Raw genomic sequence first — 19,939 nt, 5'->3', positions numbered from 1 at the left:
CTCGTCCGGCCGCTGAGGTCAGGTCAGCGGCCGGTCCTGACGAAGTGTTCGAGCCGCCCGGCCTCGCGGCCCTCGAACGTCCGGTCAGGAGTGATGGGGGTGACGGTGACGTCGCCCTGCTGCAGCAGCCGGTAGTCGGCGTCGCGCTTGGTCTCGGGACGGCACTTGGGGTTGTCGGCGGCGCAGAGGGCGCCGCCCACGGTGAACGTGTCGCCGTTCGGGGCGGTCTGGGCGTAGCTGGGCTGGATCAGCTTCTGGCTGCCCACCGACGACCAGACGGTGCTCCGGGGCCGCTGTCCCTCGGCGAGGTACGGGTAGTTGACGTTGACGACGAAGTCGGTGGTCAGCAGCCCGCGATGGTGGAGGGAGGCGATGAAGGCGGCACCGAAATCGGCCGTCTGCCGATAGGTGCGGTCGGCGACCTCCAGGGAGGTGGTGACCGTCGGGTCGTAGGAGCTGTTGAGGGCGACGGCGGGCGTGCCCTCCTCGATCGCGGCGAGAGCGGCGCTGACGGTGCCGGAATCGTTCACCACCGAGGCGACGTTGGGACCGAAGTTGCTGCCCGTGACCACGAGGTCGGGGGCCTTGGTCCAGCCCGCCTTGGCGGCGAGGCCGCCGTTCAGCGCGAGCCGGACGGTGTCGACCGGGGTGGCGCTGACGCTGGTGGCGTCGCAGGCGGTGGCGCCCTTGCACACCCCGAAGACGGCGCCGGCGGCGGGCGCGCCCGCGCAGTCCTGGCCGTATGCGGCGGGCAGGACCGTACGCCGCTGCACGGTGAGCGCGCCGCTGCCGGCGGCGCCCGTACCGGCGCCGCTCTGGTTGGCCCAGGGCGCCATGACGACGACGTCGGCTCCGGCGGAGCACAGCGCGCGGCGCACCTCGTAGAGGCCCTTGCCGTCGGAGGCGTTGGGGCGGGCCATCTGCATGGAGTCGTCGTTGCTCATCAGGATCCGCATCCCGGCGAGCGGCCTGCTGTCGTGGTGGTCGCCGGTTCCGGCGTTCGCGCTGCCGCTCAGCGGCAGGACGAGCGTTCCGGCGGCGAGCAGCGTCGTGACGGTGCCGCGGTGGTCACGGAGTCTCATCGCACACCCCGCACGCGCAGCACGAGGACGGCTCCCGCGAGGGAGACGACGGCGGCCACCGGGAACAGCGCCTCGTACCCGGCGGCGCTGACGATCCAGCCGGCGACGGTCGGGGCGAGGATCTGCGGGCCGGCGTTGGCGATGTTGATCAGGCCCATGTCCTTGCCCGCGTCCGCGGTGGCCGGCAGGACCTTGGTGATCAGGGCCATGTCGACGGCCATGTAGACGCCGAAGGCGACGCCGCCCGCGACGTTGTAGGCGACCATGCCGCCCTCGGTCGGCGAGATCATCGGAATGGTCAGCGCCAGCGCCGCCCCGATGCCGGAGGCCAGCACGAACGGCTTCATCCGGCCGACGCGGTCGACGAGCGGCCCGATCAGCACCACCGCGGCGATCGTGCAGACCGCGTTGACGATCATCAGGAACCCGACCGTCGGCAGCAGGTCCTGCGGCGGGATCTTGATGTAGTCGGCCAGCAGGTACATGTTGTAGGTCAGGACGACGAAGTAGCCGAGCATGACCCCCAGCCGGGACAGGAAGGCCCAGATGAAGTCGGGGTGTTCCTTCGGGTTGACCCAGAAGTTGGACAGGAAGGCCCGCAGGTCGAACTTCTGCCGCGGGAGGTCCCGGGCGGAGGCGTCGGGCGACACGACGGTGAAGATCAGCGCGGCCACGACGACACACGCCGCGATCAGGTAGTAGCCCTTCTCCCCCGCGAACCGGCCGCCGAAGCCGCCGATGACCCCGTCGAGTCCGAACTTGCTGCCCGGCACACCGCCGATGACCAGCGCCGCGACGATGGTGCCGAGCGGCACGCCGAGTCCGACGAGGGCGGAGAACGTGCCGTACTTGGACTGCGGGACCCGGTCCGGCATACAGGCGGTGAGCGCCGCCTGGTAACCGTTCATGATGAACTGCACGACGCCCCAGCTCAGTCCGAGCATGGCGATCGAGTTCGCGTGCGCCTGGCCGATCAGTGCCAGCGCGCCCATCCCCGCGCAGAGCAGGATCCACGGGGCGCGGCGCCCGAAGCGCGATCGGGTGCGGTCCGAGAGCTGGCCGAATATCGGGTTGCCGACGGTCGCCAGGATGGCGCCCGTGGTGCTCGCCGTGGACAGCGCCCCCGTGTCGTTCGTGCCGGTGATCTGCGCGACCTGGATCGGCAGCAGGAAGCTGCCCACGCCCAGCCACAGCAGGTACAGGGCGACGTTCGCGAGCGGCAGCGTGACGTACAGCGGGCCCAGGCGGTAGCGGTTGACGGGGCGCATGACCTCGTCTGGACCTCCGGTCATGAGGACCGAAGACCCTTCTTCGGGAAGCAGTGTGCTCATCGGTGGACCCTTCAACGGAAGAGACAGCGGAACGGGGGCAGAGCGAGGAGAACGCGCGCCAGTAGTCGAACCGACCGGCTCCGGAAGCCGCGGCGGGGGCGTTGTCGGTGAGCGTAGATGACACGTGTCAGCAATGTAAGAGGTCGGTTCACGAAGCAATGGATCCGTGATGCACGACTGTGTGTTCAAGAAGTGAACACATCATTGCCACAGCGCCCGTTCCCGGCCCTGCTGTCCCCGCCCCCGTCCGAGCCCCTTCCAGGGTTCGGGCTACCCGATCGGAGCCGCGTCCTGCGGCGGCGCGGCGGCCAGCCGCCGCAGGGTCCGGCCGCAGTGGCGGGCGTAGAGGCGCTGGCAGGGCGGTACGAGCGGCCCGGCCAGGCGGGTGTACCAGCGGCCCGGGCGGCTGAACGCGGTGACGGTGAACCGTACGGACTCGTCGGGAAGGAGCTCCACGACGAAGGACTCCTCACCGCACTCCGGATGCCCGGTCAGCGTTCCGTAGGCGAAGCCGATCCGCTGGGCCTCGTAAGCGGTCCACACCACGCGGCAGGGAGCGGCGACCCGGAACGGCCCGACGCCGATCGCGCATTCCACCGCGATCCCGGGCTCCGCGCGCAGCGCTCCGGCCCGGATCCGGACACCGGCCGCGCGGTGCATCCGCCAGCTGGTGACGGCGGCGCCCGCCCTCTCGAAGACGTCCCGGCCCCGTCCGATCACGACCTGGTGGCGCAGGTGGTGGTATCCGTCGGGCAGTTCCTCGTGCCGGGTGGCGCCGAACTCGGGATAGTTCGGGACCGGGTCCCGACCGGGACCGGCGTTCGTGACGGGCTTCCGCCCGGGGTTCCGCGTCATGCGGGGGTACCCGCCGTCGGAACGCTCCGCACGGCACCGCCGCGGGCCGGTTCCGGCCCGCCGTCCGGCTCCGGTCGTCCACCGGGTACCAGCCGTCCGTCCGGCCGATCCGCCGTCCGCTCGACCGGTTGTTCATCCCGCCGCTCATCCGGCTGTTCGTCGCGCAGGCGGCGCCAGGCGAGCACCGAGCACAGCGCGAAACCGAGGGCGTTGCCGAGGCCGTGGGTCGCCGCCATCCAGGTCAGCGTGGGGTGCGGAATGCCGGTGGCCTCTCCCAGGGCCCAGCTCAGGGCGAGCAGCATCGTCACCAGGAGGACGGCCGCCGACGTGCCGAGCAGACCGCGGGTGAGCCGGTCGGGGGCGCCGGTGCGGATCTCGCGCCAGGTGAGCAGGCCAACGAGCCAATGCCGGCGGTGAGGACGACCGCCCCGGCGAGCTCCGCCCAGTCGTCGATGAAGTAGCCGGCCAGGACGAGCAGCGTTCCCACCGGCACGCTCAGCGCGGCGAGCCGGCCCGTGACCCGGTCAGGGGTGGCGCGGCAGACCAGCCCGGCCATCAGAGCGGCGGTGAAGCCGGCGAAGTGGAAGTGCGGCACGGTGAGCTCGAGGATCTTCAGATCGAAGCCGAGGAGCCGGTGGCCCGAGCGCTCGGCGACCAGCGCCAGTCCCGCCACCGACGGGGTCACGAGCGCGGTGAGGACCGCGATCTCACGGGGTGCGAGCGACCGGGTGCGGGCCAGCCGCAGCGGAGCGGTGACGGCGAGGACCACGGTGGCGGCCGCGTAGACGGCGGCGAGCCCGGTCGCCGGACCGCCGCGCGGCAGCCACAGCGCCACACTCCCCGGCACGGCGCCGACCAGCCAGAACGTACGGACCGTGGTGATGCCCGGCCCGTGGATCAGCGTGAGTCCGCACGGGACCACGACGAGCATGCCCAGCATGACGATCAGGTTCACCAGAGCCGTCACGGCGCCCCACCCCTACGTTGAACGCGTTCAATTCTCCCGTACGACGCCGACTGTACGCCGCGAACTGAACGCGTTCAACATGGCGTGGACGAAGCACCCGGACACCGCTCCGACGGCGTACCAGAACAGGTCGGGCGCGTTGAAGGTGGAGCCGAGGACCAGCCGCGCGAGCGTGCTGCGCGCGGACAGTTCGCCCGGCACCGGGCTGAGCTGCGAGAACTCGACGGCCCAGCTGACGCCGAGCGCGACCGCGGCGGCTGCCGGCGGCCTCACCCGGGGCGCGGCGAGGACGACCAGTGCGTGGAGCAGCACGGTGTACAGCGCGTCTCCGGCGTACTTGCCGACCGCACCCGACGCGCCCGTGGCACCCGTGGCGCCCGCCCTGATGCCCAGGGCCACCGCGACCGTGAGAACGGCGGCGCCGGCCGCGAGCAGCCGGGTCGACAGTGGTCCGCCGCGTCTCCAGGAGTCGTTCATGCCGGAGACCCTATGCGGCGTGAGGGGCGGCGGGCGGCGGACGGCCGCCCCGCAGGCCGGCGCCCGCCGGACCGGGATCGGGTCGGCGCCGGCCTGGGGTCGGATCGGCGCCGGACCGGGCCCCGGATGTCGCGTGCCCGCGCGACGGGGGCCCGGTTCGGCTACAACGACGCGGTCGTCCCGAAGACCCCGTCGTGGTGCACCAGCCCGGGGCCGGTGGCCGGGCCGCCGCAGGTCTCGACTTCGCCGACGACCTGCAGATGGTCGCCGATCCGCTGCCGCAGCGTCACCCGCGCGGTGAGCCAGGCCGGAACGCCGCCGAGGATCGGGACGCCTTGGGGGGACTGCGTCCAGGGGACCCCCGCGAACCGGTCCGTGCCGCTGCGGGCGAACTGCTGCGCCAGCGCGGCGTTCCCCGGGCCGAGCACATGTACGGCGAAGTGCCCGGCCTCCTGGACGGCGCGGGCGGTGGAGGCGGTGAGCCCGAGGTAGAAGGTGACCAGTGCCGGATCCAGCGAGACCGAGGTGAAGGACGTCGCGGTGAATCCGGCGGGACCGGGGACGGTGATCACCGTGACTCCCGCGGCATGCCGCCGCAGCGTGCGGCGCAACAGCGCGGCGGCGTCGGCCGCGCCGGCGGTGGGGGCGGACGGGACCGCGCGTTCAGTGGTGACGGTCATTCCGGGATCCTTCCGAGGACGTGGTGCGGGTCGGTCTCGACGGTGAGAACGGGGCTCAACTCCGCTCCCCCGCGCAGGCGTTCGAGCCACTGGACGACGGCTGCGGCCACGGTGCGGTGCGACGCGTCGTTCAGTACGTCGTGCAGTCCCCCGTGGACGATTCCGACGACCGCCCGCGGGAACCCCTCGGCCCGCCGCCTCGCCTCGTCGGCGGGGGTGAGCGGGTCGGCGTCGCCGTGCAGGACGAGCGCGGGGAGGGCGCGCGCCGTCAGCGACGTCGGTTCGAGCAGCTCCGCGCCGACGGGCGCGGACAGCGCTCCCCTGACGAACTCCGGGTCCGAGCAGAGGCGCTGGCGGTGCACCGGACAGGCGGTACGGGCACCGAGTTCGTCCTGCCAGCCGGGCCCGTCGCCGGGCCGGTAACCGGCGGAGTCCCCGCTGGACACGATGCCGGACACGGCGGGCTCGGCGGTCCGGCCGGGGACGGCCACGGCAGGTTCGGCGGAGGCGATTCCCGCGAGGACCAGTCCGTCCACCGGCAGCCGCGGGTCCCCGGCGGCCCGCAGCGCCAGCAGCGCCCCGGTGTCCGCGCCGACCAGGACCAGCGGAGCGACGGGATCGGGCCCCGCCGCGTCCAGCAGCGCCCCGCCGACGCCGTCCGGTGTGTCCTCCAGGCCCGGGCCCGTCGTGTGGACGGCGTACCCGTCGGCCGCGAGACGGCGGCCGAAGCGTTCGTAGACGCCGCCGTGTTCGCCGCGTCCGGGCAGCACCAGGAGGGTGCCGCGGGTGGTGACGCCCCCCGGTGGGTGCCAGCTGTGCGTGACCGAGGTCGCGGTGGTGGTCAGGACGTCGGTCATCGCGCGCTGCCCGCGGTCGCGAGCGCGGCCGGCTCCGTACCCGCCGGAACGGTGCCGGTCGAAGCATTGGCGGCCTCACGGCGGGCGAGTTCCCGGCGGACCAGCGGGATGAGGTGGCGTCCGTAGTCGATGGCGTCGTCGAGCGGGTCGTAGCCGCGGATGAGGATGGTCGTGACGCCGATGTCGATGTAGTCGAGCAGGGCCTGCGCGACGGTCTCGGGGGTGCCGACCAGGGCGGTGGAGTTGCCGCCCGCGCCGGTGGCCTTGGCCGGAGCCGTCCACAGCGCCCGGTCGTGGCGGTCCGCCTTGGCGGCGGCCGCCAGCAGCCGCTGGGAGCCGACGTTCTGCGGTCCCTGGTCGCCGGTGAAGCGCCGGAGCTTGCCCACGAACGAGCCGCCGTTGCCGCCCTTGATGGTGTCGAGGATGCGGTGCGCGCGGTCCCAGGCGAGTTCCTCGGTCGGGCCGAGGATCGGACGGAACGAGACGCTGATGCCGGGGACGTCGGTGCGGCCCGCCTCGACGGCCGCCGCCCGGACGGACGCGATCTGCTCGGCGGTCTCGGCCAGCGGCTCGCCCCACAGCGCGAACGTGTCGGCGTGCCGGCCGCCCACCCGGTACGCAGCTTCGGAGGAACCTCCGAAGAACAGTGGTATGCCGGAGGCGCGGACCGGCAGGACGTCGCTGCGGTAGTCCTCGAACCGGTAGTGCTCACCCTCGTGGCTGAAGGCCTCGCCGGAGGTCCAGGCGCGGCGCAGGATCCCGAGATATTCGTCGGTGCGCGCGTAGCGGTCCTCCTTGCCCAGGTAGTCGCCGTCGCGGCGCTGCTCGGTGTCGTGTCCGCCGGTGATGGTGTGGACGGCGACCCGGCCGCCGGAGAAGTGGTCCAGCGTCGCGAAGCTGCGGGCCGCCAGCGTCGGCGCGATGAAGCCCGGGCGGTGCGCGATGAGCAGGCCGAGGCGGTCGGTGCGGGCGGCGACGTGCGCGGCGACCTGAACACCGTCGGGGCTGCCGGAGCTGTAGCCGATGAGGATGCGGTCGAACCCCGCGTCCTCGTGGGCGCGGGCGAAGCGGACGGTGTAGTCCGTGTCGATGGCCGGGCCGTGGGCGGGCCGGGTCTCGGAGACGTCCTGGGTGCCGATCATGCCGATGAATTCGACGGACATGGGGATCAGTTGCCTTTCGGTGCGGCGGAGGGTGCGGAAGCTGCGGAGGATGAAGGGGAGTCGGAGGGCGCGGGTTCCGGGCGGTGGCGGGCGAGTGCGGTCCGGCCGGCGGCCAGCAGGACCGAGTCGTCCTGCGGGGTGTGCACCCGGCCGCAGAGGACGTCGCGGAAATGACGTTGCAGGGGGTTGTCGAGGGTGAGGCCGTGATTGCCGATCAGGGCGACGGCCTGTTCCACCGCGGTGATCGCGGCGCGGACGCCGAGGAGTTTGGCGATCCCCGCCTGTCCGACGGCTTCGGTGTCGCCCGTGTCGATCCGCGCGGCGAGCGCGTCGACCAGTGTGTCGGCCCCGACGAGAGCGGCTTCGATCTCGCCGACCGCGCTCCGGAAGCGCGGCAGGGTCGCCAGCGGCGCGCCGAGTGCGGTGGGCACGCGTTCATGGAGGAAGCCGGTGAGCCAGTCGCGGGCGGCGCCGGCGACGCCGAGGTAGAGGGCGGCGAGTCCGAGCGCGCCCCAGGCGCCGGCCACCGGGTCCGGGGCGGCGGGCCCGGGTTCCGCGAGCACGACGACGTCGCCGAGCGGGACGCGGACGGAGTCGAGGAGCACGTCGTCACTGCGGCTGGCACGCAGCCCGAGGTGGTTCCAGGTCCGCTCGACGGTCAGGCCGGGGCTTCCCGCCCGGACGATGAAGGAGCCGACGCGTACCGGGTCCTCGTCGGTGCGCGCCCAGACCAGCAGCCGGCTGAGCCCCACCGCCCCGGTGGAGTAGATCTTGTGTCCGGTGAGCAGCCAGTCGTCGCCGTCCCGGCGGGCGGTGGTGGCGGGCAGACCGCCGCGCACCGGGCTTCCCAGCTCCGGCTCGACCCGCAGCGCGTTGACGAGGGCGGGACCGGCGGCGGCCTCGGCCAGCAGCTCCGCGTACCCGGCCCGGGGCCAGTTCGCGGAGCGCGCCTCGGCGGCGTGGGTGAACAGCGTCATGGCGGTGACCAGGGCGACGGCCGGATCGCCGCCGCCCAGCGCGCGCAGGATCCGGACGGTGTCGGCCAGTCCCGCGCCGGGGCCGCCGTGCCGGGTGGCCACGGTGGCGGTGAGCAGGCCCGCGTCATGAGCGAGCGCGAAGCCTTCGGTGGGGAAGGAGGCGTCCCGGTCGTGTTCGGCGGCCCGCAGGGCGAGCCGGGCGCGGATGCCGGGAAGCCGGTCGAGGTCCAGGGGCGGCAGGGCGGTCGGTGCGGCGGTGGTGGGCACGGTGCCTCCTTCCGGTCGGGGCGGGTGGTGGACATACGGCGGATGGGGAGGCGGGAGGCGACGTGGGACGGGATCAGACGAGCTCGCTGCGCCAGGTCGTGGCGTGATGGCAGGCGACCGAGCGCGCCCCGGGCCCGTCGGAGTCGACGGTGCCGAGCCCGTCGGACAGGGCGGTCCCGGGCCCGTCGGACCGCACGGTGGCGGGCCGTTCACGGCACTCCGGTCCGGCGAAGCGGCAGCGCGGCGCGAACGCGCAGCCCACCCCGTCCGGCCAGCGATCCCGGTCGCCGGTGGCGCGCAACTGCGCGGGCAGCAGCCGGTGTTCACGCCGGACGCTGGGGGCGGACGCGGTGAGCAGCGCCGTGTACGGGTGGCGCGGGTCCTCCAGCACCTCGCTGATCGGTCCCTGTTCGACGAGTTGGCCCCGGTAGAGGACCGCGACCCGGTCGGCGATCCCGGCGAGTGAGCTGAGGTCGTGCGAGATGACGATGATCGCGAGGTCGAGTTCCCGGCGCAGCCGGTCCAGCAGGTGCAGGACGAGGTTGCGGTTGGAGGCGTCCAGCGCGCTGACCGGCTCGTCGGTGATGAGCAGCCGCGGACGGGTGACGATGGCGCGCGCGACGCAGACCCGCTGCCGCTGACCGCCGGAGAGCCGGCCGGGGGTGCGTGCTCCCAGGGCGGCGGGGTCGAGCCCCACGCGGCTGAGGGCCTCCGCCACACGGGCGGCGCGCCGGTCGCGCGGGACACCGGCCACGACGAGCGGCTCCCCGACGATGCGGTCGACGGTCAGCTCCGGGTCGAGCGAGCCCAGCGAGTCCTGGAAGGTGAACTGGACCTGCCCGGTACGGCGGAAGGCGCGCAGCGCGCCGCCGCGCAGGGCCGCGAGGTCCTGGCCGTCGAAGCCGATCCGGCCGGCCTCGGGCCGCACCAGGCCGACGGTGGCACGGGCCAGTGTGGTCTTCCCGGAGCCGGTCTCCCCGATGATGCCGAGGATCTCGCCGGACCGGGCCGCGAGGTCGACGCCGTTCAGGACACGGGTGTTGGCGCCGCGGCGGCCGTACGACACGCTCAGCCCGCGGATGTCGAGCAGCGGCGCGGCAGTGGTGCCGGGTGCGACGGCGGGGGCGCTGTCCGTGGCGGTGCTCATACGGTGGCTCCTTCCTTGTACGTCGCGGCCCGCGACGTCTCAGCGGATCCGGACCCAGCTCCGGATCCTGACCCGGATCCCGCCTCGGCCACGCGCAGGCAGCGGGACCGGTGGCCGTCGCCCGCGGTGTGCAGGGGAACGGGTGCCGCGGTGCAGGCGGCGGTGGCGTAGGCGCAGCGGTCGGCGAAGCGGCAGCCGGGCAGTTCCGCGCCGGCCTCGGGTGGCCGGCCGGGGATGACGTCCAGTTCGCGGCGTCCCCAGGTGCCGAGCGAGGCGACGCGCAGCAGCGCCTCCGTGTACGGGTGCGAGGGCGCGGCGAGTACGTCCGCGGTGGGTCCGTCCTCGACGATCTCGCCCGCGTACATCACCAGAATCCGGTCGCAGACCTCGGCGACGACGGCGAGGTCGTGGGTGACCAGCAGCAGGGCGAGTCCGTGCTCGGTGCGCAGCCGGTGCAGGAGTTCCAGGATCTCCGCCTGGACCACGACGTCGAGTGCGGTGGTGGCCTCGTCCGCGATGAGCAGTTCGGGGTCGCAGGAGATCGCGATGGCGATGAGGACGCGTTGCAGCATGCCGCCGGAGAGTTCGTGCGGGTACTGGTGGTAGACCTCCTCGGGGTGGTGCAGCCCGACGTCGGTGAAGAGCTCGACGGCCCGGGCGTGCGCGGCGGCGCGGGACAGCCGCAGGGTGACCCGCAGTTGTTCGGTGAGCTGGCGGCCGACGGTGAGGGACGGGTTGAGGTAGGACGCCGGGTCCTGGAAGACCGCTCCGAGGCGGCTGCCGCGGACGCCGTCCCACTGACGGCGGGTCAGCGCGGTGAGTTCGACGCCTCCTTCAGCGCCTTCGGCGGAGCCGTCGGCCGCGGTCCCGGTGAGGACGACCCGTCCTCCGGCGACCTCGCAGCCGGGCGGCAGCACGCCCAGCACGGAGCGGCAGGTGAGGCTCTTTCCGCTGCCGGACTCCCCCACCAGCCCGACGGATTCGCCGCGCGCCACCGAGAAGGACACCTCGCGGACGGCCCGCGAACGGCCGCCGCCGACCGTGACGGTGAGCCCCTCGACGGACAGCGCCGTCGCGCCGCGCTCGACAGCGCTCGCGGTACCTCGTTCGGTGACGCGCTCAGGCGACGGGGACTGCGGCATCGGCCTGCTCCTTCCTGCTGGTGCGGGGCTCCTGAACGGCGGTGCGGAGGTCCGGCACCGGCTCGTCCCGGCCGGTGGGTCCAGCGGGTGCGGCGGGTGCGGCGGCCGGTGCGTCCCGCGGCGGCTCGGTGGCGGCGCCGCTGTCGCGGATCGCGTCGGCGAGGACGTTGAGCGCACCGACGGTGATCATGATCACCGCGGCGGGGAGCAGCGGGGCCCAGGGCTGCTGGGCGAGGAAGCCCAGGTCGGCGGCGAGCATGCCGCCCCAGGTCGGGGCGGGCGGCTGGACCCCGAGGCCGAGGAAGGTGAGGGAGGCGACGACGAGGAGGGCCTGGCCGACGGCCTGGGCGGTGGTGACGGCGACGGTCGGCAGGATCTTGCCCCAGATGTGGACGCGCAGGATCCACCAGCGGGAGGCGCCCACGAGTTCGGCGGCTTCGACGTACTGGGCCTGCTTCAGGCCGAGTGCGGCGGCCCGGGTGACCCGGAAGAACAGCGGGGCGAACAGCACGCCCAGCGCCAGCATCGCCTGGTGCATCCCGTTGCCGAGCGCCCCGACCACCGCGATGGCGAAGACCGTGAACGGCAGCGTCATCAGGGCGTCGACCGCCCGCAGCGCGGTCCACTCGACCCCGCGGCCGAGCCAGACCGACGCCAGGCCGGGCAGGATGCCGAGCGCCATCGCGGCGCCGACCGCCTCCAGCGCCCCCGCCACCGACAGGCCGGTGCCCGACAGCAGCCGGCTCAGCACGTCGCGCCCCAGGTAGTCGGTGCCGAGCCAGTGCGCGGCGCCGGGACCGTGCAGCATGTTCGCGGTGTCCTGGGCCAGCGGGTCGTAGGGGCTCAGCGCCCCGCCCGCGACGGCCAGCACGGCGACACCGGCCAGGACGAGCAGGGCCATCCTGGCCGCACGCACCCGCCACGCCCGGCGCAGTGACCTCATGATCCGTTCCCTTCGACGGCCGGTGCGGCCCGCCGGGCCGCCGGGTTGAGGGCGGTCAGTGCCGCGTTCACCGCGACGTTGGCGATGAGCACGACGGTGACGGTGACGAGCAGGGTGCCCTGGATGACGGGGATGTCGTGCTGCTGGGCGGACTGCAGCGAGAGTTGTGCGATCCCCGGCAGATTGAAGATCCGCTCGGTGACCACCGCCCCGCCGAGGATCACCGGCACGCTGATTCCGAGGACGGTGAGCGCCGGTCCCGCCGCGTTGCGCAGTACGTGCCAGAACAGCACTCGCCGTGCGGAGAATCCGCGCATCACCGCGCCGGTCACGTAGTTCTCGTCGAGTGCGCCGACGAGTGAGGTCCGCAACTGCCGGGCGATGGACGCTGCGGCGTCGACGCTCAGTGCGAAGGCGGGCAGGATCGCGTAGCGCAGCCAGCCGGCCGGGTCGGCGGAGAAGGCGACGTAGCCGCCGCTGGGCAGGGCGCCCAGTTGGACGGAGAACACGACGATCAGCGCGATCGCCACCACGAACGCGGGCAGCGTGCCCAGGACCGAGCAGACCAGGGTGACCCAGCGGTCGATCCGGCCGCCGGCGTGCAGCGCGGCGGTGATTCCGGCGGCGCCGCCGAGCAGCACCGCGATCAGCAGGGCGAGTCCGGCGATCGACAGGTCCACCGGCAGCGCCTGACCGATGCTGTCGGACACCGGGAGGGTGGTGAACCAGGAGCGCCCCAGGTCACCGGTGAGCGCATGGCCCAGCCAGCTGAAGTACTGGACGATCAGCGGGCGGTCGAGACCGAACTGGTGCTGCATGCGGCTGATGTCGGCGGGGGTCGCCGTCTCCCCCAGGACGGCGGCCGCCGGGTTGGCGCCGGACAGCGCGCCCAGGCCGAAGGTGAGGAACGAGGAGAGCAGGAAGACGGTGCCGCTGACGGCCAGCAGCCGGCCGAGCGGCCGCGGGGCCGCGGCGGCCCGGCGCGCGAGCCGCGGCAGCGATGCCCGGAAGGCAGGCGCTGAGGCGCTCATGACGCGGTGACCCCCTCGAAGCGCTGCACCACGGTGAAGGCGGGGATCTCGGAGACCTTCGGGCTGCGGGCCAGGATGCGCGGAACGGTGTAGAGGAAGACGTTGGGCATCGACCGGACGGCGATGGAGGTGGCCTTCTGCAGCAGCCCGGGATAGTCCGGGGACTCCAGCGGAGTGCGCCGTACGACGTCGAGCGCCGCGGTGAGTTCGGGGTCGACGGTGCGGCCCGGGTTCATCAGGCCCTGTTCGCCGAAGAGCACTTGGAAGGCCTGCACGGCGGAGTCACGTCCGGCGAACTGGTCGGTGAACAGCGCCCGCGAGTGCTGGATGTAGATGATCTGGGTGGCCTGGGCCGCCGGTATCACCTCGATCTTCGCGGTGATGCCGACCTTCTTCAGCTGCGCCTGGACGAGTTCGGGCACACCCTGCGCGGCCGAGGTCGTGATGGTGAGTTCGACGCCGTCGGCGTGCCCCGCCTTCGCGAGCAGTTCCCTGGCCTTCTGCGGGTTGTACGGGTAGAGGTCGTCCAGTTCGTCGTTGTGGCCGACGTAGCCCTTCGGGAAGGGCTGGTAGCTGACCTCTCCATGGCCGAACGCGGTCGCCTTCAGGAGTTCCTGCCGGTCGATGGCGTACTTCAGCGCCAGCGCGACATCCGGGTCGGTGAAGGGCGCCTTCTTGATGTTGACGTCGAGTGTCGCCACCACCAGCGACGGAATCACCTGCACCTGGAGCCCGGCGGCCTTCGCCGCCTCGACCTGACTGCCGGGGATCTGCGCGACGTTGTACTGCCCCGACTGCAGGGCCGCCACGACGGTGGAGGGTTCGGGCAGCGGATAGACCTCGAAGTTCTCCGTCTTGATCCGGGCGGCGTCCCAGTAGGTCGGGTTGCGGCGCAGTACGGCGCGGGAGTTCTGCACGTACGAGGTCAGGGTGAACGGTCCGGCGCCGGCCGGCTTGGTGGCGAGTGCGGCGGCGTCGGCTCCGGCCTCGAAGGCCTTCGGGTTGACCACCATGCCGGTCTTGCCCGCGAACAGGGCCGGGAGTTGGAAGTCGGGCCGCGCGAGGGTGATGGTGACGGTGCCGGCGTCGGGTGCGGTGACCGTCTTGATGTTCGCCAGCTGTGCGGCGATGAGTGACTTCGGGTTGTCCCGGCCGCGTTCGATGCTCTTCTTGACGGCGGTGGCGTCGAGCGGGGTGCCGTCGCTGAACGTCGTCCCCTTGCGCAGTGTGAAGGTGACCGAGGTGCCGTCGGCGTTGTACTTCCAGGACTCGGCGAGGGCGGGAACGGGGTCGCCCTTCTCGTTCTCCTTGGTGAGTCCGGCGTAGACGAGCGACAGGACGTGCACGTCCCAGCCCGCCGAGGACGTCACCGGGTCCCATGAAGTGGGCAGCGCCCAGCCCCACTTGAGGGTTCCACCGGTGCCGCCGGCGGTGGCCGGGGTGGCGTCCGAGCCGCAGGCGGCCAGGGTGAGGACGGCGCCCGCGCCGAGGGCGAGCCCGAGGAACGAGCGTCTGCCGAGGCCCGCGGGGAGCGTGCCGGGCCGGTCGGCGTCTGCGGTGGTGGAGGGGGTGCGGAAGATCTGCATGGGCGTGCGCCACCTTTCTCGGCCGTGCCGGACATGCCGGGCGGGGGCATGGGGGCAGGGCCGTACGGCGCCTCGTCGGGTACCGAGGGCGCGGAAGGATTCGGAGTGAGGGTGTGCGGAACGTGCGGAATCGGCGGACGGATGCGCGGGTGCACGTGCAGCGGTACGGCGACGAGGAGGGGCCTGGAGCAGGCGGCAGCGGCGGCGCCGTCAACAGGGGGAACGGGGACGCCACAGGACTCGCACGGACGGCCGTCCGGCGTCCGGTGGGCGGCCGGCCCGCGTCAGCGGGTCAGATGCCGGTCGGGCTTCGCCGGGGCTGGGGGCCGGGTGGAGAGGGCGGGGTCAGCGACAGAGTGCGCTGGAGGTACGCCGGTAGTCCACGTATCGGCACACCACACCGGGGTGCGTCGGGTTCATGCGCACATACTGGCGGCGGGTCCAACGCGCTGTCAATGGACACCTTCTGGTGTCTCATGGGCCGAGATCTCGCCAACCAGGCACATCACGCCACCCCCGACACCGCCGGGTGGGTACGCGCCTCGTCCGGGTGCAGCCACAGCGGCCCGTTCCCCGTCACGATCCGCACCGCGCCCCCGGGCGCCCGGCCATCCCCGGTGAGCAGGCGCAGTTCCGCCTCGGTCAGGGTGCGGTAGCGCTCCAGCGCCTCGTCCGCGGCCATCAGGTCCGCGGACAGTGTGATCCCGGGCGCGGCCCGCAGGACCGCGTCCGCGTACTCCGCGTAGGGCCGCCAGCCGGGCACATGGACGCTGCCGCCGGGTCCGGTCAGCCGCAGGGTCGGCAGGGCGTAGCGGTGCCGGCCGTTGACCAACTTCGCCCGGCCGCCGTGCGGTCCCGGCCCGTCGGTCTCCAGCACACAGCGCGCCGGGGCGCGGGTCTCCCGCCAGTCCCGGCGGACCGCCAGTACGGTGGCCGGATCCCGCATGTCCCGCAGCAGCCGCTCCGGATCGAGTTCGGGCACCCCGGTGACGGTCTCCCGCACACCGCGTTCGCTGTCCGCGGGCGTCCCGACGACGAACGTGGACTCGCGCAGCCGTCGCAGCACCCGCTCCGCGACCAGTGCGCCCTGCGCCTCGGCCGACTTCGCCGCGAGCGACGCCGGCCAGCTGCTGACGGCCACGCGCTCCAGCCGGTGCGCGAACGGCGCGGCGGTGTGCTCGGCGATCCCCGCGACGAACTCCCGGTACCAGCGTGCCTCCGCCTCGGGGTCGGGAGCGGGGTCGTCGCCCTCGTCGAAGAGGATTCCGCAGACCCGGCGCCAGGAGACGTGCCCGGCCTCCTCCGCGCCGCTCAGCGCGTGCCGCAGCCTGCGGAATGTGGGTTCCGAACCCCAGGCCCAGGGGCAGGCCGGATCGGTGAACTCCACGATCTCCAGGGTCGTTCCGGTGCCACGCGTCACGCCGGTGCCACCGCACCCGCGCGCGGCGCGAACAGGTCCACCGGCCCCGGCCCGGCCGCCGCTCCCCCGTCCAGCAGCTCGGCGACGGTGATCCGCCCGAGCAGGTCCTCCGCCGCCGCCTGGACCGCGCGCCACACCGAGGGCAGCTGCCGGGCCGCGCCCGGATAGTCCAGTGCGTCCAGGCGCTCGCCGCGCAGGGTCATGAAGTCGCCGTCGACCGCGACCATCACCTCGGCCAGGGTGATCAGCCCGGCGTCACGGCCGAGCCAGTAACCGCCCTCGCAGCCGCGCTGGCTGCGGACCAGTCCCGCCCGGCGCAGATCGCCGAAGACGGACTTCAGGAAACGGAACGGAATCTCCTGCGAGGAGGCGATGCCCTCACAGGTCAGCGGCCTCCCGCCGTCGGCGGCGAGCTCCACGAGCGCCCGCACCGCGTAGTCCGTCTTGGCCGAGATGTGCATGGGTACCGTCTTCCTCGTGAGGGTGCGTCCCTGAGCGGCAAGGGGCCCCGGCAAACGGCGTACCGCCAGGCCGGCGCTAATGGACACATCTTGACATCCATTCAACCCGCTCTCTACGGTCGGGGCCAGGGCCGCCGGGCCCCGCCGTTCGCCCACCGCTGCCGCCTCGTGGAATGTCGGCAACGCCGGCCGCCGCGCCCGCATTCCTGGACGGCGGCCCGACCGCGCGGCGCCGTCCGCATCCGAGCTGTCGAACCCCGGGCAGGAACCACGATGACCTCGCACGCGCACCACCCTCCGCAGCCGGATCCGGCACGCACGCCGGAACGGACGACGGAAACCGGCCCCGGATCCGGCCCCGGATCCGGCCCCGGATCCGCGTCGGCCGCCGCTCTCGACGGCTTCCACCCGGATCTGCCCGACCCCGGTCCCGCGGCGGGAGCCGACAGCTCACTGCCGCTGCACGCCCGGCTGCACCACATCCGTGCCGGCTCCCTCGACGGCGACACCGCGCAGACCGGCGGCATGCGCCGCTTCGCCGCCATCAGCGGCCGCACGGTCGGTTCAGAACGCATCTGGATGGGGCAGACGCACGTCGCCCCCGCCACCGCGTCCTCCGACCACCACCACGGCGCCTCCGAGACCGCGATCCATGTCGTCAGCGGCCACCCCGAGTTCGTCTTCCTGGACGAGTCGAACGGCGTCAGGGAAGAGGTCAGGCTGCGCACCTCCCCCGGCGACTACATCTTCGTGCCGCCCTTCGTCCCGCACCGCGAGGAGAACCCGAGCGACGACGAGGAGGCCGTCGTCGTGATCGCCCGCAGCACCCAGGAGGCGGTCGTCGTCAACCTCCCGGGGCTGTACGTCCTGGGCGACCCGGGCACCGAAGCGGCGCCTTGAGCCGTGGGCCGCACGGCCCGCCGGATCAGACCGGGAGCATCTGTTGGGGCAGGAACTTCGCCTCGGTGAGGTACTTGCGGGCACCGAGGATCGCGGAGGACATCGGATCGGCCGCCGGGAGGACCGGCATGCCGACCAGTTCGGCGAGCAGTTCGCGCAGGCCGCCCATGAGCGAGCCGCCACCGGTCAGCACCAGACCCTGGCGCGCGATGTCGTCGGCGACGCTGGCGGGGCTCTGTTCGAGTACCGCGCCGACCGTCTCGGCGATCATCCGGACGTAGGGCGCGACGACCTCGGTCAGCTCGGCCCTGGTCACCTGTACCGTACGGGGCCGCCCGGTCTCGCCGTCGCGGCCGGTCACCGACAGCGAGGCCGGGCCCGGGGCGCCGGCGGTGCCGCTCAGTTCGGTCTTGATGTCCTGCGCCCAGCGGACGCCGAGCGCCAGCCCGTGCCGGCTCTCCAGGTGCGCGGCGATCACCTCGTCGAAGGTGTCTCCGGCCGCTGCGGTGGACGACGACGCGACCATGCTGCCGAAGGCGAACCCGGCCACGTCGGTGGTGCCCGCTCCGACATCGACGACCATGCACCCGTCGCCGTCCCACACCGGCAGCCCGGCGCCGAGCGCGGCGGCCATCGGCTTGGGCAGCATCCGCACCTGCCGGGCGCCGGCCGCGTGCAGCGCGTCCTGCAGCGCCCGGCGCTCCACCGAAGTGGCCAGGACCGGGACCGTGACCATCACCCGGGGCGGCGCCCACGCCGTCCACTGCCGTCTGCGTCCCAGCACGTGCCACAGCAGCCGCGACGCCGCCTCGAACTCGGTGATCGCCCCGTGGCGCAGCGGGGAGGTGGCCACGATGCCGGGCGGGGTGCGGCCGAGCATCTTCCGGGCGTCCTCGCCGATCGCCAGCACTTTGTTGGTCCCGGTGCGTACGGCCACCACCGAGGCGCCCTCGCTCACCGGGCCGTTCCTGCTGTGCACCCGGGTGGTCGCCGTTCCCAGGTCCACCACCAGGTCGAGGGCGCCGGAGGCCCCGTGCGGGACGGGCGAGTCGGTCTGCTGCCGGCTGGTGAAGACGTTCAGCAGCTGAGGGAGCGTCATGGTGACTCCTCGGAGGGATACCTGGGACGGGCCTGACCTGTCGTCATGAAGGCATGCCCGCCTTCACGCGCGCGGTGGTGCCCGTTGCGTGTTGTCCCTCGAAAGAGTGAATCCCGTCGCCCCGGCGGCCGATGGCCGTGCCGGGACGGCCCGGCGCCGGGTGCCCGCGGTCCGGCCGGCGTCAGATGCTGACGCCGTGTGCCCGCAGGTAGGTGAGGGGGTTGATGTCCGAGCCGTACTCGGGCCCGGTGCGGATCTCGAAGTGCAGATGCGGTCCTGTGGCGTTGCCGGTGGAACCGGAACGGCCGATCTGCTGACCGCGGTTGACGGGCTGCCCGGCCCGTACGGACAGTTGCGACAGGTGCCCGTACTGGCTGTACCTGCCGTCGGGGTGCCGGATGACGACCTGGTAGCCGTACGCGCCGCCCCAGCCGGCGGAGACGACCGTCCCGTTGCCGACGGCCTTCACCGAGGTGCCCGTGGAGACCGGGAAGTCGACGCCGGTGTGGTAGCCGCTCGACCAACTGGCGCCGGAGGCGTGGTACGGGGTGCTCGGGCTGACCCCGCTGACCGGTGCCATGAAGGTCTGCGATCCGGACTGCGCCGGCCTCTGGGCCGGCTTCTGCGCCGCCTTGTGGGTCGCCACCGGCTTGGCGGGGGCCTGGGCGGGTGCCGCTTTCGCGTGCTGCTGCGGCTTCGCGGCGGGCGCCTGGGTCCTGGCCACCGGTCCCTTGGTACCGGTGAGGCTGAGGTGCTGGCCGGGGAGGATCAGGTCCGGGTCGCCGCCGACGACCTGCCGGTTGGCGGAGTACAGCTGGGGCCAGCCGCCCTTGGTGTGATGGTCCGCGGCGATACCGGACAGCGTGTCGCCGCTGACGACCACGTACGCGTCGGCCGTGGTCCTGCCGGGCGTCGCGGGCGAGGAGGGCTTGGCGGCCGGCGCCGGCTTGGCGGGCGCGGCCTTGGTGGAGACCTTCACCGGTGTCTTCACGGGGGTGGTCTTCTTCGGGTGCGCCGGGGCCTGTTGCGGGGCCGCGCTGTCGCGGGTGAGCCCGGCCCGGGGGCCGCACACCGGCCATGCTCCCGGTCCCTGGCCGCGCAGCACCTTCTCCGCGACGGCGATCTGCTCGGACTTCGACGCGAGGTCGGCGCGGGAGGCGTACGCGGTGCCGCCGTAGGCCTTCCAGGTGCTCGACGCGAACTGCAGCCCGCCGTAGTAGCCGTTACCGGTGTTGATGCTCCAGTCCTGGGTACTCTCGCACTGCGCGACCTTGTCCCAGGTGCTGAGCGGCGCGGCCGCCGCGCCGCTGACGCTGATCAGCGGCAGGGCGAGACCCGCTCCGCCGGCGGTGACGGTCAGGGAGGCCTGCGAGACCCGGCTGGGCCGGTAGCGGCGGTGACGACCACGTAAGGGCATAGACCTCGTCCTCTTCCACGACCGGGGGCCGGACTGGCGCCCCACAGGGTAGACGCAACGATTTGGCCACCACAAGGGGCGCACGTGGAGCGGCTGTTGGGGCGGGCCGCACCGGATGGCCTCCGGTGCGGCCCGCC

General features: G+C 73.2%; 18 protein-coding genes and 1 pseudogene. 1 reads left to right on the top strand and 18 read right to left on the bottom strand.

Going from position 1 to position 19,939, the window contains the following annotated elements; translation table 11 throughout:
• Window positions 1–23: 23 nt before the first annotated feature.
• The 16 genes and pseudogenes from LNW72_RS36310 to LNW72_RS36235 all read right to left on the bottom strand — a co-directional run bounded on the left by LNW72_RS36310 (window position 24) and on the right by LNW72_RS36235 (window position 16,386).
• Window positions 24–1,082, bottom strand: coding sequence for a 5'/3'-nucleotidase SurE (locus LNW72_RS36310; RefSeq protein WP_250979289.1), 1,059 nt, complete (start codon window positions 1,080–1,082; stop codon window positions 24–26).
• A complete protein-coding gene (locus LNW72_RS36305) occupies window positions 1,079–2,374 on the bottom strand; it encodes an MFS transporter (RefSeq protein ID WP_250979288.1) in 1,296 nt (431 codons plus the stop codon). Before LNW72_RS36305 ends, LNW72_RS36310 begins: the two co-directional genes overlap by 4 nt.
• A gap of 309 nt (window positions 2,375–2,683) precedes the next feature.
• Window positions 2,684–3,268, bottom strand: coding sequence for a DUF1990 domain-containing protein (locus tag LNW72_RS36300; RefSeq protein ID WP_250979287.1), 585 nt, complete (start codon window positions 3,266–3,268; stop codon window positions 2,684–2,686).
• A 155-nt stretch (window positions 3,269–3,423) separates the two neighbouring features.
• A pseudogene (locus LNW72_RS36295) lies at window positions 3,424–4,235 on the bottom strand (YndJ family protein); the annotation flags it as partial.
• A gap of 27 nt (window positions 4,236–4,262) precedes the next feature.
• Complete coding sequence (locus LNW72_RS36290; RefSeq protein ID WP_250979286.1) at window positions 4,263–4,712, bottom strand: DUF2809 domain-containing protein; 450 nt, start codon at window positions 4,710–4,712, stop codon at window positions 4,263–4,265.
• Window positions 4,713–4,873: 161 nt separating this feature from the next.
• Window positions 4,874–5,392 carry a flavin reductase family protein gene (locus LNW72_RS36285; protein WP_250979285.1) on the bottom strand — a complete coding sequence of 173 codons (519 nt, stop codon included), beginning with the start codon at window positions 5,390–5,392 and terminating at the stop codon, window positions 4,874–4,876.
• Entirely contained in the window at window positions 5,389–6,249 is an 861-nt protein-coding gene (locus tag LNW72_RS36280; protein ID WP_250979284.1) for a serine aminopeptidase domain-containing protein, read from the bottom strand. Before LNW72_RS36280 ends, LNW72_RS36285 begins: the two co-directional genes overlap by 4 nt.
• Window positions 6,246–7,412 (bottom strand): LLM class flavin-dependent oxidoreductase, encoded by a 1,167-nt coding sequence (locus LNW72_RS36275; protein WP_250979283.1) that lies wholly within the window; start codon window positions 7,410–7,412, stop codon window positions 6,246–6,248. Before LNW72_RS36275 ends, LNW72_RS36280 begins: the two co-directional genes overlap by 4 nt.
• A 5-nt stretch (window positions 7,413–7,417) precedes the next feature.
• On the bottom strand, window positions 7,418–8,656 hold the full coding sequence (locus tag LNW72_RS36270; protein WP_250979282.1) for an acyl-CoA dehydrogenase family protein: 1,239 nt from the start codon (window positions 8,654–8,656) through the stop codon (window positions 7,418–7,420).
• Between the two features lie 73 nt (window positions 8,657–8,729).
• A complete protein-coding gene (locus tag LNW72_RS36265; RefSeq protein WP_250979281.1) occupies window positions 8,730–9,803 on the bottom strand; it encodes an ABC transporter ATP-binding protein in 1,074 nt (357 codons plus the stop codon).
• The gene (locus tag LNW72_RS36260) at window positions 9,800–10,945 is read right to left on the bottom strand and encodes an ABC transporter ATP-binding protein (RefSeq protein WP_250979280.1); all 1,146 of its coding nucleotides are present in this window, start codon (window positions 10,943–10,945) and stop codon (window positions 9,800–9,802) included. The genes LNW72_RS36265 and LNW72_RS36260 overlap by 4 nt, the downstream gene beginning before the upstream one ends.
• The gene (locus tag LNW72_RS36255; protein WP_250979279.1) at window positions 10,923–11,888 is read right to left on the bottom strand and encodes an ABC transporter permease; all 966 of its coding nucleotides are present in this window, start codon (window positions 11,886–11,888) and stop codon (window positions 10,923–10,925) included. Before LNW72_RS36255 ends, LNW72_RS36260 begins: the two co-directional genes overlap by 23 nt.
• A complete protein-coding gene (locus LNW72_RS36250) occupies window positions 11,885–12,919 on the bottom strand; it encodes an ABC transporter permease (RefSeq protein WP_250979278.1) in 1,035 nt (344 codons plus the stop codon). Before LNW72_RS36250 ends, LNW72_RS36255 begins: the two co-directional genes overlap by 4 nt.
• Window positions 12,916–14,505, bottom strand: coding sequence for an ABC transporter substrate-binding protein (locus LNW72_RS36245; protein ID WP_250979277.1), 1,590 nt, complete (start codon window positions 14,503–14,505; stop codon window positions 12,916–12,918). Before LNW72_RS36245 ends, LNW72_RS36250 begins: the two co-directional genes overlap by 4 nt.
• A gap of 505 nt (window positions 14,506–15,010) precedes the next feature.
• Window positions 15,011–15,925: a DsbA family protein gene (locus LNW72_RS36240; protein ID WP_250979276.1), complete on the bottom strand. Its 915-nt coding sequence runs from the start codon at window positions 15,923–15,925 to the stop codon at window positions 15,011–15,013.
• A complete protein-coding gene (locus LNW72_RS36235) occupies window positions 15,922–16,386 on the bottom strand; it encodes an Rrf2 family transcriptional regulator (RefSeq protein ID WP_250979275.1) in 465 nt (154 codons plus the stop codon). The genes LNW72_RS36240 and LNW72_RS36235 overlap by 4 nt, the downstream gene beginning before the upstream one ends.
• 273 nt (window positions 16,387–16,659) lie before the next feature.
• On the opposite strand from LNW72_RS36235, the gene LNW72_RS36230 reads away from it, so the two are divergent.
• On the top strand, window positions 16,660–17,286 hold the full coding sequence (locus LNW72_RS36230) for a cupin domain-containing protein (RefSeq protein WP_250979274.1): 627 nt from the start codon (window positions 16,660–16,662) through the stop codon (window positions 17,284–17,286).
• A gap of 25 nt (window positions 17,287–17,311) precedes the next feature.
• Here the strand turns inward: LNW72_RS36230 and LNW72_RS36225 are convergent, their stop codons facing one another.
• Window positions 17,312–18,385 carry a rod shape-determining protein gene (locus LNW72_RS36225; RefSeq protein WP_250979273.1) on the bottom strand — a complete coding sequence of 358 codons (1,074 nt, stop codon included), beginning with the start codon at window positions 18,383–18,385 and terminating at the stop codon, window positions 17,312–17,314.
• Window positions 18,386–18,566: 181 nt separating this feature from the next.
• Window positions 18,567–19,802 (bottom strand): transglycosylase family protein, encoded by a 1,236-nt coding sequence (locus LNW72_RS36220; RefSeq protein ID WP_250979272.1) that lies wholly within the window; start codon window positions 19,800–19,802, stop codon window positions 18,567–18,569.
• Window positions 19,803–19,939 lie beyond the last annotated feature (137 nt).

Source organism: Streptomyces sp. RKAG293 (assembly GCF_023701745.1).
Lineage (GTDB): Bacteria > Actinomycetota > Actinomycetes > Streptomycetales > Streptomycetaceae > Actinacidiphila.
This window is presented reverse-complemented; position numbering and strand designations above follow the sequence as displayed.

Excerpts from the sequence above, each read along its gene's own strand:
- LNW72_RS36250 (WP_250979278.1), bottom strand. The coding sequence starts at position 12,919 with ATGAGCGCCTCAGCGCCTGCCTTCCGGGCATCGCTGCCGCGGCTCGCG.
- LNW72_RS36275 (WP_250979283.1), bottom strand. The coding sequence starts at position 7,412 with ATGTCCGTCGAATTCATCGGCATGATCGGCACCCAGGACGTCTCCGAG.
- LNW72_RS36245 (WP_250979277.1), bottom strand. The coding sequence starts at position 14,505 with ATGCAGATCTTCCGCACCCCCTCCACCACCGCAGACGCCGACCGGCCC.
- LNW72_RS36225 (WP_250979273.1), bottom strand. The coding sequence starts at position 18,385 with ATGACGCTCCCTCAGCTGCTGAACGTCTTCACCAGCCGGCAGCAGACC.
- LNW72_RS36220 (WP_250979272.1), bottom strand. The coding sequence starts at position 19,802 with ATGCCCTTACGTGGTCGTCACCGCCGCTACCGGCCCAGCCGGGTCTCG.
- LNW72_RS36310 (WP_250979289.1), bottom strand. The coding sequence starts at position 1,082 with ATGAGACTCCGTGACCACCGCGGCACCGTCACGACGCTGCTCGCCGCC.
- LNW72_RS36255 (WP_250979279.1), bottom strand. The coding sequence starts at position 11,888 with ATGAGGTCACTGCGCCGGGCGTGGCGGGTGCGTGCGGCCAGGATGGCC.
- LNW72_RS36300 (WP_250979287.1), bottom strand. The coding sequence starts at position 3,268 with ATGACGCGGAACCCCGGGCGGAAGCCCGTCACGAACGCCGGTCCCGGT.
- LNW72_RS36265 (WP_250979281.1), bottom strand. The coding sequence starts at position 9,803 with ATGAGCACCGCCACGGACAGCGCCCCCGCCGTCGCACCCGGCACCACT.
- LNW72_RS36290 (WP_250979286.1), bottom strand. The coding sequence starts at position 4,712 with ATGAACGACTCCTGGAGACGCGGCGGACCACTGTCGACCCGGCTGCTC.
- LNW72_RS36305 (WP_250979288.1), bottom strand. The coding sequence starts at position 2,374 with ATGACCGGAGGTCCAGACGAGGTCATGCGCCCCGTCAACCGCTACCGC.
- LNW72_RS36280 (WP_250979284.1), bottom strand. The coding sequence starts at position 6,249 with ATGACCGACGTCCTGACCACCACCGCGACCTCGGTCACGCACAGCTGG.
- LNW72_RS36260 (WP_250979280.1), bottom strand. The coding sequence starts at position 10,945 with ATGCCGCAGTCCCCGTCGCCTGAGCGCGTCACCGAACGAGGTACCGCG.
- LNW72_RS36235 (WP_250979275.1), bottom strand. The coding sequence starts at position 16,386 with ATGCACATCTCGGCCAAGACGGACTACGCGGTGCGGGCGCTCGTGGAG.
- LNW72_RS36230 (WP_250979274.1), top strand. The coding sequence starts at position 16,660 with ATGACCTCGCACGCGCACCACCCTCCGCAGCCGGATCCGGCACGCACG.
- LNW72_RS36285 (WP_250979285.1), bottom strand. The coding sequence starts at position 5,392 with ATGACCGTCACCACTGAACGCGCGGTCCCGTCCGCCCCCACCGCCGGC.